Here is a 15,797-nt window from a genome sequence, read left to right as displayed (position 1 = left end):
CCGTCGGATACCGTCGCTGTCATGCGCATCGGTATCAACGACGGAACTCTCAACGACGGCACCCTCGACCAGGTCGTCGAGAACGCTCGAACGGCGGAATCGCAGGGCTTCGCGAGCTACTGGGTCTCGCAGATCTTCGGGCACGATGCCATGACCACGCTGTCGATCGTCGGACGCGAGGTGCCACGGATCGAACTCGGGATCGCGGTCGTGCCGACGTATCCGCGGCACCCGATGCAGATGGCCCAGCAGGCGCTCACCACCAACGCCGCGACCGGTGGCCGTTTCACCCTCGGTATCGGGCTCAGTCATCAGCCCGTCGTCGAAGGGATGTGGGGCCACACGTTCGACAAGCCGGTGCGCCACATGCGCGAGTACCTGTCGGCGCTGATGCCCTTGCTCGAGCAGCAGTCGGTTCGGTTCGAAGGTGAGACGGTGACGGCGCGTGGCGACATCACGGTGTGCGGCGGCGACCGGCCGGCGGTGATGCTGGCGGCGCTGGGCGAGCAGATGCTCAAGGTGACGGCGCAGTTCGCCGACGGCACGATGACGTGGTGCACCGGGCCCAAGACGCTCGCCGAGCACACGGTGCCGACGCTGCGAGCCGCCTCCGAGGCCGCCGGGCGGGATGCGACCCGGGTGGTCGCCGCGCTCCCCGTCTGTGTCACCGACGACGTGGCCGGTGCGCAGGAGCGCGCCGCGTCGGTCTTCGCGATCTACGGCCAACTGCCCAGCTACCGCAAGATGCTCGACCGCGAAGGTGCAGCGGGCCCCGGTGACATCGTGATCGCCGGCTCGGCCGAGGAGTGTCGCGAACGTGTGCTCGCACTCGGTGAGATCGGCGTGACCGACTTCTCGGCGGCCGAGTTCGCCAGCGACCCCGACGAGCGCGCCGCCACGCGCGAGATGCTCGTCAGCTGTCTCGACGGCTGAGCGCGAAACCTCCTTCGCCGGCGCGCCGGGGGTGGGGTACGTTGCACACGTACGCCGACACGAAGGGAGGGTGATCCACATGACGGTCTCATCGATGCTCTCCCTCCGGTCGCGCCCGTCGAGTCGCTGAAGCACCGACTCCGGGGTCTGCGGCCGATCATCCCATCGGCAAGCAGTTCAAGGAGTGTGCTCGTGCGCGCTGTTCCCACGTGGGTCATCATCGATGGCCTCCACGACGACGACCTCGGCGTCGTCAAGACGGGCAAGGAAGCCCAGGTCAACCTGATCGAACGCCACGGCCACGACGGTCGTTCGTGTGTGTTCGCCCGCAAGCGCTACCTCCCGCGGGAGGTGAAGTCCAAGGGAGAACTCCAGGCGATGGGCGTGCAGCGCTCGTCGGCGTTCGTCCACGACGTGCAATATCGGGAAGGGCGCCAGTTCCGAAAGACCCGCGACCGTCGTGCGGTCGAGCGCATGTCGACCTACGGCAAACGACTCCTCCAGGACCGGTGGATGGGTCACGAGTTCGACGTGATGTCGCGACTGTGGGCGACGGGGATGTCGGTGCCGTATCCGATCGCGTACGACGGCAACGTGTTCGACCTCGAATACGTCGGCGACGACGAGCGGGCGGCGCCGCAGCTCCAGGCGGCGCGACTCGGGATCGGAGCGCTCACCGACGCATTCGACCAGCTCGTCGTCGGTCTGCGGGCCATGGTGGGGGAGGGATACGCGCACGGCGACCTGTCGGTGTACAACCTCCTGTGGTGGGACGACACGCTGTGGTTCATCGACTTCCCGCAGGCGATCGACATCGCCGCCAATCCGCAGGGGATCGAGTTCCTGCACCGTGACGTGCTCAACGTGGCCACCTGGTTCGCCGGACGCGGGGTCGACGTCGACGGCGAGGAGCTCTTCGCCGACCTGCTGTGCGTCATGTGACCCCGGCCGGTCCGGACCGGCCGGACGTCGTACAGGTGTTCGGTCGGTCTGGTAGCGTCGGCGGGGTGATCATTTCCCTCCATCGGGCGGCTCGGCCGTCGCCAGTGGCTCGGTAGCCTCGACATCCTCATGGCTCCGCGCAAGAACGCGACGCCGTCCGGTCCTGTCATCGAGGTCCGCGGTGCGCGCGAACACAACCTGAAGAACGTCAACGTCGAGCTCCCGCGCGACCGTCTCGTGGTGTTCACGGGCCTGTCCGGTTCCGGCAAGTCGAGCCTCGCGTTCGACACGATCTACGCCGAGGGTCAGCGCCGCTACGTCGAGTCGCTCAGCTCGTACGCCCGCCAGTTCCTCGGGCAGATGGACAAGCCCGACGTCGACGTGATCGAGGGCCTGTCGCCGGCGATCTCGATCGACCAGAAGTCCGCCAGTCGCAACCCTCGCTCGACCGTGGGCACGATCACCGAGGTCTACGACTACCTGCGCCTGCTGTACGCCCGCATCGGGGTGCAGCACTGCCCCGACGACGGCACCACGTTGCAGCGGCAGACGCCGCAGCAGATCGTCGACCGCATCCTCGAACTGCCGGAGGGGTCGCGGTTCCAGGTGCTCGCCCCCGTCGTGCGCGGCCGCAAGGGCGAGTACGACACACTGCTCGCCGACCTGTCGGGGCAGGGGTACGTGCGAGCCCGCATCGACGGCGAGACCGTCGTGATCGACGAGTTCCTCCAGCGCGACGAACGCCTCGCCAAGTACGAGCAGCACAAGATCGAGATCGTCGTCGACCGTCTCGTGCTCCGCGAGGGGATCGAGCGACGCCTGACCGACTCGCTCGAGACCGCGCTCACCCTGGCTGACGGGGTCGCCGAGGTCGAGCTCGTGGCCCGTGAGGGTGAGCCCGAGCCCGAGACGCTCACGTTCAGCCAGCACCTCGCCTGCCCCGTCTGTGGCAAGAGCTACGACGAGCCGGCGCCCCGCAACTTCTCGTTCAACTCGCCGTACGGCGCCTGCGTCACCTGCGACGGCCTCGGTACCACGTTCGAGGTCGATCCCGAGCTCGTCATCGCCGACCCCGAGCAGTCGATCAACGACGGCGCGATCGTGCCGTGGCGGAGCGCGCACACCCAGTACTTCACCCGCATGCTCGAGTCGGTGGCGAACATCCACGACATCGACCTGTCCGCGCCCTGGGAGCAGCTGCCGGCCAAACAGCAGAAGCTGATCCTGCACGGCACCAAGGGCAAGCTGACCGTCAAGTACAAGAACCGGTACGGCCGCAACCGCTCCTACTCGACCGAGTACGAGGGGGTCATCCCCTGGATCAAGCGTCGCCACGAGGGGTCCGAGAGCGACTACTCGCGAGAGCAGTACGAGGGCTACATGCGCGAGGTGCCGTGCCGCGCCTGCGGCGGTGCTCGGCTCAAGCCGTTCACGCTGGCCGTCACGGTGGGCGACAAGAACATCGCCGAGGTCTGCGAGATGTCGATCGGCGAGTCGGCCAAGTTCCTGTCCGCGCTCGAACTCAGCGAGCGCGACCGCCTGATCGCCGAGCGGGTGACCAAAGAGGTCAACGCCCGGCTCGGGTTCCTGCTCGACGTCGGCCTCGATTACCTCACGCTGTCGCGGTCGGCGGGCACACTCGCCGGTGGTGAGGCCCAGCGGATCCGGCTGGCGAGCCAGATCGGTTCCGGCCTGGTCGGCACCCTGTACGTGCTCGACGAGCCGTCGATCGGCCTGCACCAGCGCGACAACCGGCGTCTGATCGACACGCTCACCCGTCTGCGTGATCTCGGCAACACCGTGATCGTCGTCGAGCACGACGAAGAGACGATCAAGGAGTCCGACTGGATCGTCGACATCGGCCCCGGTGCCGGTGAGCACGGCGGCGAGATCGTGTACAGCGGCCCGGTCAAGGGCATCACGCGTGTCAAGGAGTCGGTGACCGGCCAGTACCTGTCCGGTAAGAAGTCGGTGCCGGTCCCCGAGGTCCGGCGCACGCCCAAGGGCGAGAAGCTCACGATCCGAGGTGCCCGCGAGCACAACCTCCAGAACCTCGACGTCGACATCCCGCTCGGCTGCTTCGTCGCGGTCACGGGCGTGTCCGGCTCGGGCAAGTCCACGCTGGTCCGCGACATCCTGCTCCCGGTCCTGATGCAGCGGATCTACAAGTCGAAGCTGCCGGCCGGCAAGCACAAGAAGATCGAGGGCATCGAGTTCCTCGACAAGGTCATCGACATGGACCAGTCGCCGATCGGCCGCACGCCGCGATCGAACCCGGCCACGTACACGGGCGTGTTCGACAGCGTCCGCAAGTTGTTCGCGACCACCAACGAAGCCAAGGTACGCGGCTATCAGCCAGGGCGCTTCTCGTTCAACGTCAAGGGCGGGCGCTGCGAAGCGTGCTCCGGCGACGGCACGCTCAAGATCGAGATGCACTTCCTGCCCGACGTCTACGTGCCGTGCGAGGTCTGCAAGGGCGCCCGGTACAACCGCGACACGCTCGATGTGGAGTTCAAGGGCAAGAACATCGCCGACGTGCTCGACATGCCGGTCGCCGAGGCGGTCGAGTTCTTCGGCAATCAGCCCCGCATCGCCAGGTACATGTCGACGCTGATGGACGTCGGTCTCGGCTACGTCCGGCTCGGCCAGTCGGCGCCGACCCTGTCCGGCGGCGAGGCGCAGCGAGTCAAGCTGTCGACCGAACTCGCCAAACGATCGACCGGTCACACGATCTATCTGCTCGACGAGCCGACGACCGGGCTCCACTTCGACGACGTCCGACGGCTCCTGACGGTGCTGTCGCGCCTGGTCGACCAGGGCAACACCGTGCTTGTGATCGAGCACAACCTCGACGTGATCAAGACGGCCGACTGGATCATCGATCTCGGCCCCGAGGGCGGCAGCGGTGGCGGCATGGTCGTGGCCGAGGGCACGCCGGAAGACGTCGCGAAGGTCGAGGCCAGCCATACCGGCCGGTTCCTCCGCGACATCCTCCCGAGCTGACCTGCCGCCGGTTTCGGCTCGTTCCCGAACGGGAAGAGTCGGATCATGGCACGACACCTCCATCAGCAGGCCGGCGGCGATCCCAGTCAGGGGCCGGTACGGGAGATGGCCAACCCGACGCCGTCGCCCGAGGCAGGCCGCGACTTTCCCGACGCGCCGGGCGGCGACGGCCGTTCGGTCGGCGGCGACCTGTCCGATCAGCAGCTCGCCGACATGGCCGATCGTCTGGGCCTGGGTGATGACGAGCACGGCGGTGAGCCGACATCGCCGCTCGATGCGCTGCGGTCGCCGCGCGTCGCCGGCATCGGTGCCGTGGCGGCGCTGATCGCCGCGCTCTTCGTGCTGCGCCGGCGCCGCTCCTGACGGGCGTTCTGAGGGCCGGCGAGCAGCCGTGACCTGACAGAGTGGGGGAGTGACGACGACCTCCCCCGATGTCGACCTCGAGCGGCATCAGGACCAGCAACGCGCGACCCTCAACGTCCTGCGCCTCGCCGTGGTCCCGGGCCAGGCTGCCGTCGCTGGCACGGTCGCCGTCGTGAGCCTGCTGGCGTCCGACATGCTCGGCAGCGACCGCTTGGCCGGTCTCGGCAGCGCGTCGTTCACGCTCGGTGCCGCCGCGATCTCGATTCCGCTGGCCGCATTCATGCGCCGTCGCGGGCGTCGTCCCGGGCTGATCGCCGCGCTCGTGATCGGTGGCGTGGGAGCAGGCGTCGCCGCGACCGGGGGCCAGCTGCGTTGGTTCCCGCTGTTCGTGATCGGCATGTTCCTGTTCGGGTCGGGCCAGGCCGCCACGCTGCAGGCCCGGTACGTCGCAGCCGACCTGGCGCTCGATCAGGACCGCGCCCGGGCGATCGGTGCCATCGTGTGGATCGGCACGCTCGGCGCCGTGTTCGGCCCCACGTTCACCCCGCTCGAGAAGCGCTTCGGTGAGTGGCTCGGGCTCGACGAGTACATCGGTCCCTACCTGTTCGCCGGCGCCCTGTTCCTCCTGGGTGCGGTCGTCTACTCGGTGGCGCTGCGACCGGATCCGCTCGTCCTGATCGGCGGGACCGATCCGAACGCCCAACGCACGCGCCCGATCCGGCAGGTGCGCCGGTCGTACGGCGTGATTCGCTCGTCGCCCGGGGCCATGCTCGGACTCGTGGCGATGGCCGGTTCGCAAGCCGCGATGGTCGGCGTGATGACGATGACGCCGCCCCACATGAAGGACCACGACCATGCCGATCTGTCGGCGCTCGTGATCGCGGTGCACATCCTCGGCATGTTCGGGCTGGCACCACTCGTCGGACGGTTCGTCGACCGGGTCGGCGCCGTCAAGGCGATCCAGATCGGCGCGATCGTGCTCGGAACCGGCACGGTGGCCGCGGTGGTCGCCGGATATGTCCCAGCGATGATCTTCCTCGGCTTGTTCCTGCTCGGACTCGGCTGGAACATCGGGCTGATCGGTGGAACCACCCTGTTGACGGCGTCGGTCCCGACCTCGTCGCGCGTCGAGGCACAGGGCACGGGCGACCTCACCCTGAGTCTCTGTGGTGCCGTTGCCGCCTTCGGCTCGGGCTTCGTCAAACAGTCGGTGGGGTTCCACATCCTCGCGGACCTGGCGACGGTGCTCGCCGCAGCCATGCTCGCCTACGCCTGGTTGACCCAGATGCGCCTGGCGCGTGCCGGCGTCGTGGCGTCGGCCTGAGCGCTGCGGTGATCAGGAGGCGATGACGAGCCGGCCGGTGCCGGATCGTTTGCCACTGGCGACGGCGTCGTCGGCCGACTCCATCAGCTCCTCCATGTCGACCAGTCCGAACTGGTGGGCCAGCGCCACCGTTGCGGTGACCACCTCGGGCCCGCCGGCGATCGGCAGCGGCATGGCGATCGTGTCGAGCAGCCGCTTCGCGATGTGCAGGCCGACCGAGCGGGGCGCATCGGCGAAGAGGATCGCGAACGTGTCCGGGCCGATGCGGGCGATCAGGTCGTCGCGACGGCACGACGACACCATTCGATCGGCGATCTCACGCAGCACGGCATCGGCGACGACGTCACCGCACTCGGCGGGCACCTTCGCGAAGCCGTCGAGGTCGACGACGACCAGGGTGGCCTCGTCGGACTCGTAGGCGTCCATGGCGCTCTCGAAGTCGGCTCGGGTGGCGAGACCGGTCACGCTGTCGAGTGAGGGGTCGTCGGCGTCGAACTCGCGACGGCCGGACGGGGCCTCCTCGGGTGCTGGAGCGTTGGCGGCCCGCTCGGCTGCCTTGGCGGCGAAGTGTCGGCGTTGCCGTTCGGCAGCCGCGGCCAGCAGCTCCATCGTGGAGCGTCGGTCGTTCGGGCCGGCGACCGCACCGTCGACCTCGAACCACACGGCGACGGCAGCCAGCGGTGGCTCGGCGTCGTCGATGATGCAGCCGACGTGGGCCGTGGTGATGTTGCTGGCCTCCGCTGCGGTGCGCACGATCTCGGGCATGCTCCGGGTCGAACGTTCGATGGTTTCGGTGCCCTCGACGCCGCTCCAGAGACGGGCGTTCTCGGCCGCCACGGCGACGGAAATGGCCGCTCGGAGCGGGCCGACGCCACCGCCGCCGATGGCGCGATGGCCACCGTCGGCCGTGCGGGCCACGATCACGAGTTCGCCCATCGCCGAGTCGTGATCGGCTCGTGCCGATGCGGCGTTCGCGACGGCGACGATCTCGCTCCCTGACGGTGCGGCCATGTCGGCATCCGAGGCGTGGAACTGCTCAGCAGTGGTCATACTTGATCATCGACCGGTACGGCTCGAACTTGACCGATTTGTCACGGCCTTGACCGTGCTGCCGCTACGGTCGGCGACATGCGGGTGTGCGTGCTGGGGGCCGGGTCGCTGGGATCGGTGATCGGCGCGATGCTGGCCCGGTCGGGTCACGATGTGACCCTCGTGACCAGGAACGATGCCCACGTGTCGGCGATCCGACGGCGTGGTCTACTGCTCGTCGACGACCGGGAGCGACGCGAGGTCGCAGTCGGTGCCGCCACCTCCGTCGACGGCCTGACGCCCCCGGATCTGCTCGTCGTGCTCGTGAAGTCATTCGACACCCGCTCCGCGATGGAGGAGGCGGCCGATCTGGTGGGGGACGACACACTCGTCCTGACCCTCCAGAACGGCGTCGGGTGCGACGAGATCATCGCCGAGATCGTGGGCGCCGATCGGGTGATCGCCGGGAGGACCTTCGTCGGTGGACGTCTCACCGAGCCGGGCGTCGTCGAATACGGGGTCGAGGGGCGGATGACGGTGCTGGGCGAGCTCGACGGACGGGTGACCGACCGCCTGCGTGTCGTCGCCGACGCGTTCGAGGCATCCGGCATGGCGGTGGAGATCAGCGCCGACATCGTCGCGATGGCGTGGGAGAAGCTGTTCGTGAACGTCGCCACCGGTGCCTGGAGCGCACTCACCGGTCTCCCGTACGGCGAACTCTCGGTGCACCCCGAGATCGAGCGCATGGCGATCGCGACCGTGCAGGAGGCGATCGACGTGGCCCGTGCGCTGGGGGTCGGAGTCACGACCTCCGACCCGCAGGTGCCGTGGCGTCGAGCATGGGAGGGATTGCCCTACGGGTTCAAGGCGTCGATGCTGCAGAGCGTCGAGAAGGGGTCGCAGACCGAGGTCGACGTGATGCACGGAGCGGTGACCGCCGGGGGTCGCCGGGCTGGGGTGCCGACGCCGGTCAACGACGCGCTCGTCGCGGCGGTGCACGGCCTCGAACTCCGGCTACGTCTCGAGCGCGAGAGCAGGTCGGATTCGCCTGCGACACTGTCCTGATGGAGTTGGTGACCGACGACGATGGGCGACCTCGGTGCTCGTGGGGGACGGCGACCCCCGACTACGTGCACTACCACGACACCGAATGGGGCTTCGGCGTCACGTCCGACGTGCGGCTGTTCGAGAAGATCTGTCTCGAGGGATTCCAATCCGGGTTGAGCTGGCTGACCATCCTGCGCAAGCGCGAGAACTTCCGGGCTGCGTTCGCCGGCTTCGAGCCGGTCTCGGTGGCGGCGTTCGACGAGCGTGACGTCGAACGCCTGCTCGGCGACGCCGGGATCGTCCGACACCAGGGCAAGATCAGGTCGACGATCAACAACGCGCAGCGGGCGATGGAGATGATCGACGAGCACGGTTCGCTCGCCGAGTTCTTCTGGCCCCACGCCGACTTCACGTCGGGCCCGCCCGGCGAGGTGCCGTCGATCACCGAGACGTCGACCCGGTTGTCGAAGGCGCTGAAGCGACAGGGATGGTCGTTCGTCGGACCGACGACGATGTATGCGTTCATGCAGGCGATGGGGCTCGTGAACGATCACCTGGACGGGTGCTGCGCCCGTGACGAGGCCGAGACGTCGAGGCGAGCCGCGGCGACGTCGATCGGACTCGGCCCGACGTGACGGGCGGTCGGCTCGTCGGCGTGCTGCTCGCCGTGGTGACGGCGTGTGCATCCGAGGCGCCGACGGCGGGACGGTTTTCCGCGGCTGCTGGGTCGTCATGATCGGCACCAACGACGCCGCCAACATCGCAGCCGGCGCCGCGCTCTCCGCCGAAGAGCGGATCCTGCGGCTGCTGTTCGTGTTCGGCGACGAGCCGGTGCTCAGGTGGTCGGACGCCGTTCGACCCGAGTGGTTCGTCGCCGACGGCATCCACATGGGCACCGAGGGCCGCATCTGGCGTGCGGCGGTGACGTCGGCGGCGCTCGCCGAGTTCTTCCCCCGCTGACCGCTGCTATCGAGCCTGGATCGAGCGGACCATCTCGGTGAGCCGCGCTCGCTCGTCGGGGTCACCGGCCGGGATCGAGAACTCGACTCGGTCGCAGAGGCCCTCGTAGCGGCTCGCGACCGCCTCGGCGATCGTGTCGTACGGCGCGACGACGGCGATCTCGTGGACCATCTCGTCGCTGACGTGATGCTCCATCTCGTCCCAGCGCTGCTGACGAGACAGCGCCGACAGCTGTTCGCCGATGTCACCCCACCCGTGCAGATCGAACACGGCCCGGTAGGTGCGCGTCGATGCGTAGAACGAGATCCGAGACCGGACGGTACTGACCTTGTCGGCGAGTTCCGCTTCGGTCGGTGCGGTGACGATCAGCGGCGACGCGACCATCTCGATCGCATCGACACTCCGGCCGCGCTCGCCGGCACCGCGCTCGACCTCCGGCCGGAGGACCTCGTCGATGTAGCGGCGGGTGCAGATCGGGTGCGGGCGCACGGCGTCGGCATGTCGGCCGGCCAGCCGTGCCATGTGCCGATTGACCGCCGCGAGGTGGATCGGCGGGAACGGGTGCTCGATCGGGCCCGGGTCGAAGAGCGGGTTCATCAGCGTGAGGTCGTAGTGCTCGCTGTGGAAGTCGAGCGGTGTCCGCTCCTGCCAGGAGGTCCAGACGGCCTTGACCGCCTCGACGTAGTCCTCGAGCCATGGCCCGGGTGCGTGCCACGGGACGCCGTACCGGCGCTCGATGTGCCCCTTGACCTGTGTACCGAGGCCCAGCTTGAACCTGCCCTCCGAGGCGCGCTGCAGCGTCCATGCCGTCATCGCGGTGACCGTCGGCGAACGTGGGAACGCGATCGCCACGGCCGTCGTCAGATCGATCCGCTCGGTGGTCGTCGCTGCCATGGCCATGGCGACGAACGGGTCCTCCTTGGTCTCGGTGAGCACGAGGCCGTCGAACCCGAGTGCTTCGACGACGGCTGCGTCGTGGTGGAAACGAACCATGTCGACCGGCTTCTCCGTTTCGCGGATGCCGGGGTCGACCTTGCCGAGTGGGAGGTGCGTCTCGACCTGCATGCCTCGACGGTAACGCGGCGTCGTCGGCGGGATCGGAGCGGGCTCAGTCGAACCGTCGCCGCAGCTCGACGTACACCTCGTCGCCGACGATGACCGTGAGTTCGGCGGCGAGCGAGTCGACGACCGGTCGGTCACCCGAGAAGGCCTCGGCTCCCTCGTCGCGTTCGGTGCAGCACCACGCCATCGTCTCGCTGAACCCGCCCCAGTCCTGCCGGCTCCAGCGGCGCACGGTCGCCACCTCGCGGTCGTCGCCGTCGGGTTCCCAGTCGACGCGGATCGGGAGCTGCCAGCAGACCGATGGCTTCCACTCGATCGGGTCGTCCCCGGCCGCGAGCGCGCCGATGTGCAGCGCACATCCGGCTCCACCGGCGAATCCCGGACGGTTGAGAAACACGCAGGCGTCGTCGACCAACGCCGTGTGATTGCGGTGGGCGTCGGTGAAGATCGCCGCCGGGCCGTGTTCGACGAATCCGGCTCGGAACTGCCACTGCTCGTCGGAGAGGACCGACGCGAACGCGGCGACGTTGAGCGCCTCGGTACGTCCGTCGGCACCGTCGCCGAGATGGGCGCCGTACGAGCAGCACCCTTGCTGGAGTTCGGTTGCATCGTCGGGCAGGATGCCGTGGCAGCCCGATCCGTAGATGCAGGTCCAGTCGGACTCGAGGAAGGCGCGGTCGAACCGCCAGGTGACGTCGCCGTCGGCGATCTCGATCGGTTCCTCGCTCACGGGTGTGACGGTACCCGGCGGTAGTGTCCGCTCGATGCGCGCCGCCGTGATGCACCAGTGGAAGCTGCGGGTCGACGAGGTTCCCGATCCGGTGCCGCAGACCGGCCAGTTCCTCGCCCGGGTGCTCGCGTGCGGGATCTGCGGGAGCGATCTCCACACGCTCCGCTACGGGGCCGAGCTGCGTTCCCTCATGGCCGACGTGGGCCGTGCCGACCCCGACGCGCCTGCCGATCCGCTCCCAGCACAGTCGTTCGAACCCGAACTCGACTGTGTCATGGGTCATGAGTTCTGCTGCGAGGTCCTCGAACTGGGGCCGGGGGTCGACCGGGTCGGCGAGGGCGACCGGGTGGTCAGCATGCCGGCGGCATTCGATGCATCGGGCATCCACACGCTCGGGTACTCCAACCACTATCCGGGCGGGTACGGCGAGTTGATGGTGCTCGATCAGCAGCTCGCCATCACGGTCGAGCCCGAGGTGGCGACCCGTCACGCCGCTCTCACCGAGCCGATGGCGGTCGGCGTGCACGCGGTCAACAAGTCGGGCATCGCACCCGGCGACGCCGCGATCGTGATGGGGCTCGGTCCGGTCGGGCTGGCCTGCGTGGCCGAGCTGGTGCGGAGGGGGATCGGCCCGGTGATCGGCGCCGACTTCTCTCCGAAGCGGCGGGCGCTCGCGGAACACTTCGGCTGTGACGAGGTGGTGTCGCCCGATGACGAAACGGCGATCGCCGTCTGGCGTCGGGTCGACGGCAGACGCCCGCTGGTGATCTTCGAGGCGGTGGGCATGCCCGGGATGATCGACCAGGCGATGCGGGCCGCCCCACGGAACACCCGGATCCTCGTGGTCGGGGTGTGTATGGCGCAGGACCATCTGATCCCGATGGTCGGCATCGGTCGTGAGTTGTCGATCCAGTTCGTACTCGGCTACACGCCCGACGAGTTCGCCGCGACCCACCGCCACATCACCGCCGGCGCCTGGGATCTCGACCCGCTCGTCACGGGCACCGTCGACGTCGATGGCATCCCGGATGCCTTCGAGATGCTCGGACTCCCCGAACAACACGCCAAGATCCTCGTCGAGCCGAGCTGAGCGCGGTCCTGGCCGAATACGCCCGAGCCGAGCAGGGCGCAGCCGCTGTGCCAGGCTCGGCCCGTGAGGTCCGATGAGGTCGACGACGCCTGGTTGACGCGATCGCTCCGCCAGGTCGGCGAGAACGTCAGGTTCCGGCTGCGCTGGGACGCCCCGGACGACGAACTCCCGCGCACGGTCGTGGGCAAGTTCCCGTCGCCGAGCGAAGTCAGCCGCGCCGCCGCGGTGCAGATGAGCACCTACGTCAAGGAGGTCGGGTTCTACCGCGATCTGCAGCCGCTCGTGGGGATCCGGACCCCGCAGGTCTTCCTGATCGAATGGGACCCGGCAACGCACGACTTCGCACTGCTGATGGAGGACATCTCGCCCGCCCGCGCCGGTGACCAACTCGCCGGATGCACGGTCGCCGAGGCCGAGTCGGCGGTCGATCAGGCGGTTCGGCTCCACGCTCCGACATGGGGCCGGGTCGACGAACTCGGTGCGGGCGAGTGGTTGGGCGGGCCGGTCGATGACGAGCAGACGGCATTCCGCACCCAGCTGTTCGAAGTGCTGACCCCTGGCTTCGTCGATCGGTTCTCGTCGCGACTGCACCCCGACGACCTGGCGCTGGCGGCGCCGCTCGCAGCGGCATTCCCCGACTGGTCCGCACGCGTGCGGTCATGGGTCGACCGCCACGGCGCCTGGTGCGTGGTGCACGGTGACTTCCGCCTCGACAACCTGATGTTCGGGGAGCCGCCGTCGTCGCCCGCGGTCACCGTGGTCGACTGGCAGACGGTCTCGGTCGGTACCGGCCCCGCCGATGTGGCCTACTTCTGCGGCGCCGGATTACCGCCCGGAACGCGAGCGCTCGCCGAACACGATCTGGTCGTGCGGTACGCGGCGGGGCTGCGGTCGGCCGGCGTCGACATCGCCGACGACGCGGTGTGGGAGGGGTACGTGCTCGGCTCGGTCACCGGGTTCTACATGGCGGTCCTCGCATCACAGGTCGTCGAGCAGACCGAGCGAGGCGACGAGATGTTCGCGGTGATGGCCGAACGGCACGCGGATCAGGTCCGCACCGTCGGCCTGCTCGACCGCCTCGGACTCAGCTGAGACCGAGGGAGGTGTCGAGCGCTCTCGTCATCGGCCAGGCACCCGACGACGTGTTCGCCATCACCGTGTGGGTCACTTCGGTGACCGGGTCGTGCACCGTCCGGAACGAGACGCCGGCGTCCATGCCCTCGAGCGAGACCGTCGGGGTGACCGGATCGATCCAGCACCCGAGCCCGTAGCGCATGCGCTGTGCTGGGGCCTCGCTGCGCGGTCGCAGCATCAGGTCTGGCAGATCGGGTGGCACGACGGTGCCGGCCAGCCACGCCGCCCAGAGTCGATGGACGTCGTCGGCGGTCGTCACGATGCCGCCGTCACCGGACCCGAGGACCGGCAGGTGCAGCACGTTGCTGCGCAGCCCACTGGTCGCGAGGTAGCCGACCGCCACGTCGGGGGCGGGTTCGTCACCGCGGACGAACCCGGTGTGGGTGAGGCCGGCGGGGGCACTCACCCGCTCACCGACCAGGCGTTCGAACGGTATGCCCGAGGCGCGCTCGACGAGCACGGCCAGCACGACGTAACCGCTGTTGTTGTAGCGGAACTGCTCACCGGGAAGCTCTCGTTGGGGGAAGCCGTCGAGGACCGGGAGATAGGCCTCGGAGGACGACAGCTGATGCACGGGCACGGGCATGATGTGGTCGTCGATGTCGCCGAGCAGTTCCTCGTCGAGGTAGTCGCCGATGCCGGAACGATGGCCGAGCAGGTGCTCGACGGTGACGGCGTCGTCGATCAGTGGCAGGTCGCGACCGAGGAGGGATCGAGCCGTGGTGTCGAGGCCGAGCGCGCCGTCGGCGACGAGCCCGAGTGTGGCCAGCGCGGTCCACCACTTCGTTCCGCTGGCGACGCCGAATCGCGTCGACGTCGTGTTCGCCACGTCATGGCGGCGGTCGGCGAGGCCGAACGCCAGGGACACCGTGGGCAGACCGGGGCGGTCGACTCGGACGACCCCGGAGAACTCGTGCTCGTTCGCGGTCCGGGTGACGACCGCTTCGAGGTCGTCGGCGGCGGCGATGTCAGCCTCCGGCCAGTTGTTCGAGCATCGCCTTCATCTGCGCGTGCACGGCGTTGATCGCCTGGAGCGGGCGCATCATGACCTTGAACTCGACGATGATGCCGTCGTCGTCGCACGAGATGATGTCGACACCGTTCGCGTACTTGCCGTCGACCTCGGTCTCGAATTCGAGCATTGCGTGGTGACCCTGCAGGATCTCCCTGGTGTACCGGAACGTCGGGCTGGACTCGATCGAGGCGGTGCCGTCGTCGGGGTCGGCGTCGGCGAGGGTGCTGCCGGCGGCTCGCAGGTACATCTTCGTGATGTCGCGGCCGCGCTGAGGGGTGAACACGATCGGGGAGAGGAACACGCAGTCCTCGTGGAGCAGGGCGTCGAGCCCGCCGTCGAGCTCGCCCCGGGTGTGCCGGTGCCAGCGCTCGATGCAGCCGTGGATCGGACCGTCGGATGTCGTGTCGGTCGATGTGTCGGCCACCGTCAGCTCTGATCGAGGTGGGTGTGGAGGAACTCGACCACCTGCGGCCAGATCTCGTCGTAGAGCTCCTGGTCCTGTGTGCCGAGCGCGTTGTGCGGTGCCATGAAGGCGTGGCCGGAACCGGGGTGCACGGTGAGTGTGACGTCCTTGCCCATCGCCTGCAGCTCGGCTTCGAGCGCCTTGGCGGCATCGGGCGGGAAGAAGTCGTCGTGCTCGGCCATGTGGCCCTGGATCGAGGCCTCGATGTCGCGGTAGTTCGGCTGGTCGTCGCCCTGGGGGAATCCGTAGAACGGCACGAGGGCGGCGATCCGGTCGGGACGGTGGGCGGCGAGCAGGAACGACAGCATGCCGCCCATGCAGAACCCGACCACGCCGATCCCGTCGTTCGACGTGGCGTCGTGGTCGGCGAGGTAGTCGACGGCGCCGCTCATGTCGCGGGCAGCCCGGTCGGCCGGGAGCGATTGCATCAGTTCGCCGGCCTTGTCCATCTCGGTGTGACCGGCGAGTTCGCCGTGGTAGAGGTCGGGCGCAAGGGCCACGAAGCCGGCGGCGGCCAAGCGGTCGGCCATCTCCTTGATCCCACTGTCGAGCCCCCACCATTCCTGGACCACGATGACGCCCGGACCGCGTCGGCCGTCCGGCAGCGCCAGGTACCCCGAGGCTGTTCCACCATTGCTCTTGAAATCGATCAGTGAACCCATACGCCCACGTTACGACGCTGCGAGCCACGGCGCCGGATCC

At 68.7% G+C, this 15,797-nt stretch carries 16 protein-coding genes; 10 read left to right on the top strand and 6 right to left on the bottom strand.

The window, feature by feature from the left end:
- Positions 1–21 precede the first annotated feature (21 nt).
- The 5 genes from R8G01_04670 (at position 22) to R8G01_04650 (ending at position 6,565) form a co-directional block, all read left to right on the top strand.
- Positions 22–933: an LLM class F420-dependent oxidoreductase gene (locus tag R8G01_04670; GenBank protein MDW3213269.1), complete on the top strand. Its 912-nt coding sequence runs from the start codon at positions 22–24 to the stop codon at positions 931–933.
- Between the two features lie 192 nt (positions 934–1,125).
- A complete protein-coding gene (locus R8G01_04665) occupies positions 1,126–1,875 on the top strand; it encodes an RIO1 family regulatory kinase/ATPase (protein MDW3213268.1) in 750 nt (249 codons plus the stop codon).
- A gap of 129 nt (positions 1,876–2,004) precedes the next feature.
- A complete protein-coding gene (gene uvrA / locus R8G01_04660; GenBank protein MDW3213267.1) occupies positions 2,005–4,878 on the top strand; it encodes an excinuclease ABC subunit UvrA in 2,874 nt (957 codons plus the stop codon).
- Positions 4,879–4,923: 45 nt separating this feature from the next.
- Positions 4,924–5,241 carry a hypothetical protein gene (locus R8G01_04655; protein ID MDW3213266.1) on the top strand — a complete coding sequence of 106 codons (318 nt, stop codon included), beginning with the start codon at positions 4,924–4,926 and terminating at the stop codon, positions 5,239–5,241.
- 49 nt (positions 5,242–5,290) lie between these two features.
- Positions 5,291–6,565: an MFS transporter gene (locus R8G01_04650; GenBank protein ID MDW3213265.1), complete on the top strand. Its 1,275-nt coding sequence runs from the start codon at positions 5,291–5,293 to the stop codon at positions 6,563–6,565.
- Positions 6,566–6,577: 12 nt separating this feature from the next.
- On the opposite strand, the gene R8G01_04645 is transcribed toward R8G01_04650, so the two are convergent.
- Positions 6,578–7,615: a GGDEF domain-containing protein gene (locus R8G01_04645; protein ID MDW3213264.1), complete on the bottom strand. Its 1,038-nt coding sequence runs from the start codon at positions 7,613–7,615 to the stop codon at positions 6,578–6,580.
- Between the two features lie 78 nt (positions 7,616–7,693).
- Here R8G01_04645 and R8G01_04640 point away from each other — a divergent pair, with 78 nt between their 5' ends.
- Genes R8G01_04640 through R8G01_04630 form a run of 3 tightly spaced genes read left to right on the top strand, consistent with a single transcriptional unit; the run spans position 7,694 to position 9,601 of the window.
- On the top strand, positions 7,694–8,659 hold the full coding sequence (locus R8G01_04640; protein ID MDW3213263.1) for a ketopantoate reductase family protein: 966 nt from the start codon (positions 7,694–7,696) through the stop codon (positions 8,657–8,659).
- Positions 8,659–9,276 (top strand): DNA-3-methyladenine glycosylase I, encoded by a 618-nt coding sequence (locus tag R8G01_04635; protein ID MDW3213262.1) that lies wholly within the window; start codon positions 8,659–8,661, stop codon positions 9,274–9,276. The genes R8G01_04640 and R8G01_04635 overlap by 1 nt, the downstream gene beginning before the upstream one ends.
- 43 nt (positions 9,277–9,319) lie before the next feature.
- On the top strand, positions 9,320–9,601 hold the full coding sequence (locus R8G01_04630; GenBank protein ID MDW3213261.1) for a hypothetical protein: 282 nt from the start codon (positions 9,320–9,322) through the stop codon (positions 9,599–9,601).
- Between the two features lie 6 nt (positions 9,602–9,607).
- On the opposite strand, the gene R8G01_04625 is transcribed toward R8G01_04630, so the two are convergent.
- Both R8G01_04625 and R8G01_04620 read right to left on the bottom strand, forming a co-directional pair.
- The gene (locus R8G01_04625) at positions 9,608–10,666 is read right to left on the bottom strand and encodes a TIGR03617 family F420-dependent LLM class oxidoreductase (GenBank protein MDW3213260.1); all 1,059 of its coding nucleotides are present in this window, start codon (positions 10,664–10,666) and stop codon (positions 9,608–9,610) included.
- A gap of 43 nt (positions 10,667–10,709) precedes the next feature.
- Positions 10,710–11,393: a hypothetical protein gene (locus R8G01_04620; GenBank protein ID MDW3213259.1), complete on the bottom strand. Its 684-nt coding sequence runs from the start codon at positions 11,391–11,393 to the stop codon at positions 10,710–10,712.
- A gap of 34 nt (positions 11,394–11,427) precedes the next feature.
- On the opposite strand from R8G01_04620, the gene R8G01_04615 reads away from it, so the two are divergent.
- Both R8G01_04615 and R8G01_04610 read left to right on the top strand, forming a co-directional pair.
- On the top strand, positions 11,428–12,483 hold the full coding sequence (locus R8G01_04615; protein MDW3213258.1) for a zinc-binding dehydrogenase: 1,056 nt from the start codon (positions 11,428–11,430) through the stop codon (positions 12,481–12,483).
- A 63-nt stretch (positions 12,484–12,546) separates the two neighbouring features.
- A complete protein-coding gene (locus tag R8G01_04610; protein ID MDW3213257.1) occupies positions 12,547–13,575 on the top strand; it encodes a phosphotransferase in 1,029 nt (342 codons plus the stop codon).
- Here the strand turns inward: R8G01_04610 and R8G01_04605 are convergent.
- The 3 genes from R8G01_04605 to R8G01_04595 are packed head-to-tail and all read right to left on the bottom strand — an operon-like array spanning position 13,568 to position 15,757.
- Positions 13,568–14,584: a serine hydrolase domain-containing protein gene (locus R8G01_04605; GenBank protein ID MDW3213256.1), complete on the bottom strand. Its 1,017-nt coding sequence runs from the start codon at positions 14,582–14,584 to the stop codon at positions 13,568–13,570. The genes R8G01_04610 and R8G01_04605 overlap by 8 nt on opposite strands.
- Position 14,585: 1 nt before the next feature.
- Positions 14,586–15,056: a nuclear transport factor 2 family protein gene (locus tag R8G01_04600; GenBank protein ID MDW3213255.1), complete on the bottom strand. Its 471-nt coding sequence runs from the start codon at positions 15,054–15,056 to the stop codon at positions 14,586–14,588.
- Between the two features lie 2 nt (positions 15,057–15,058).
- Positions 15,059–15,757, bottom strand: a complete 699-nt coding sequence (locus R8G01_04595) for a dienelactone hydrolase family protein (protein ID MDW3213254.1) — start codon at positions 15,755–15,757, stop codon at positions 15,059–15,061.
- Between the last annotated feature and the right edge of the window lie 40 nt (positions 15,758–15,797).

It is taken from the genome of Ilumatobacteraceae bacterium (genome assembly GCA_033344875.1).
Classification (GTDB): Bacteria; Actinomycetota; Acidimicrobiia; order Acidimicrobiales; family Ilumatobacteraceae; genus Ilumatobacter.
This window is presented reverse-complemented; position numbering and strand designations above follow the sequence as displayed.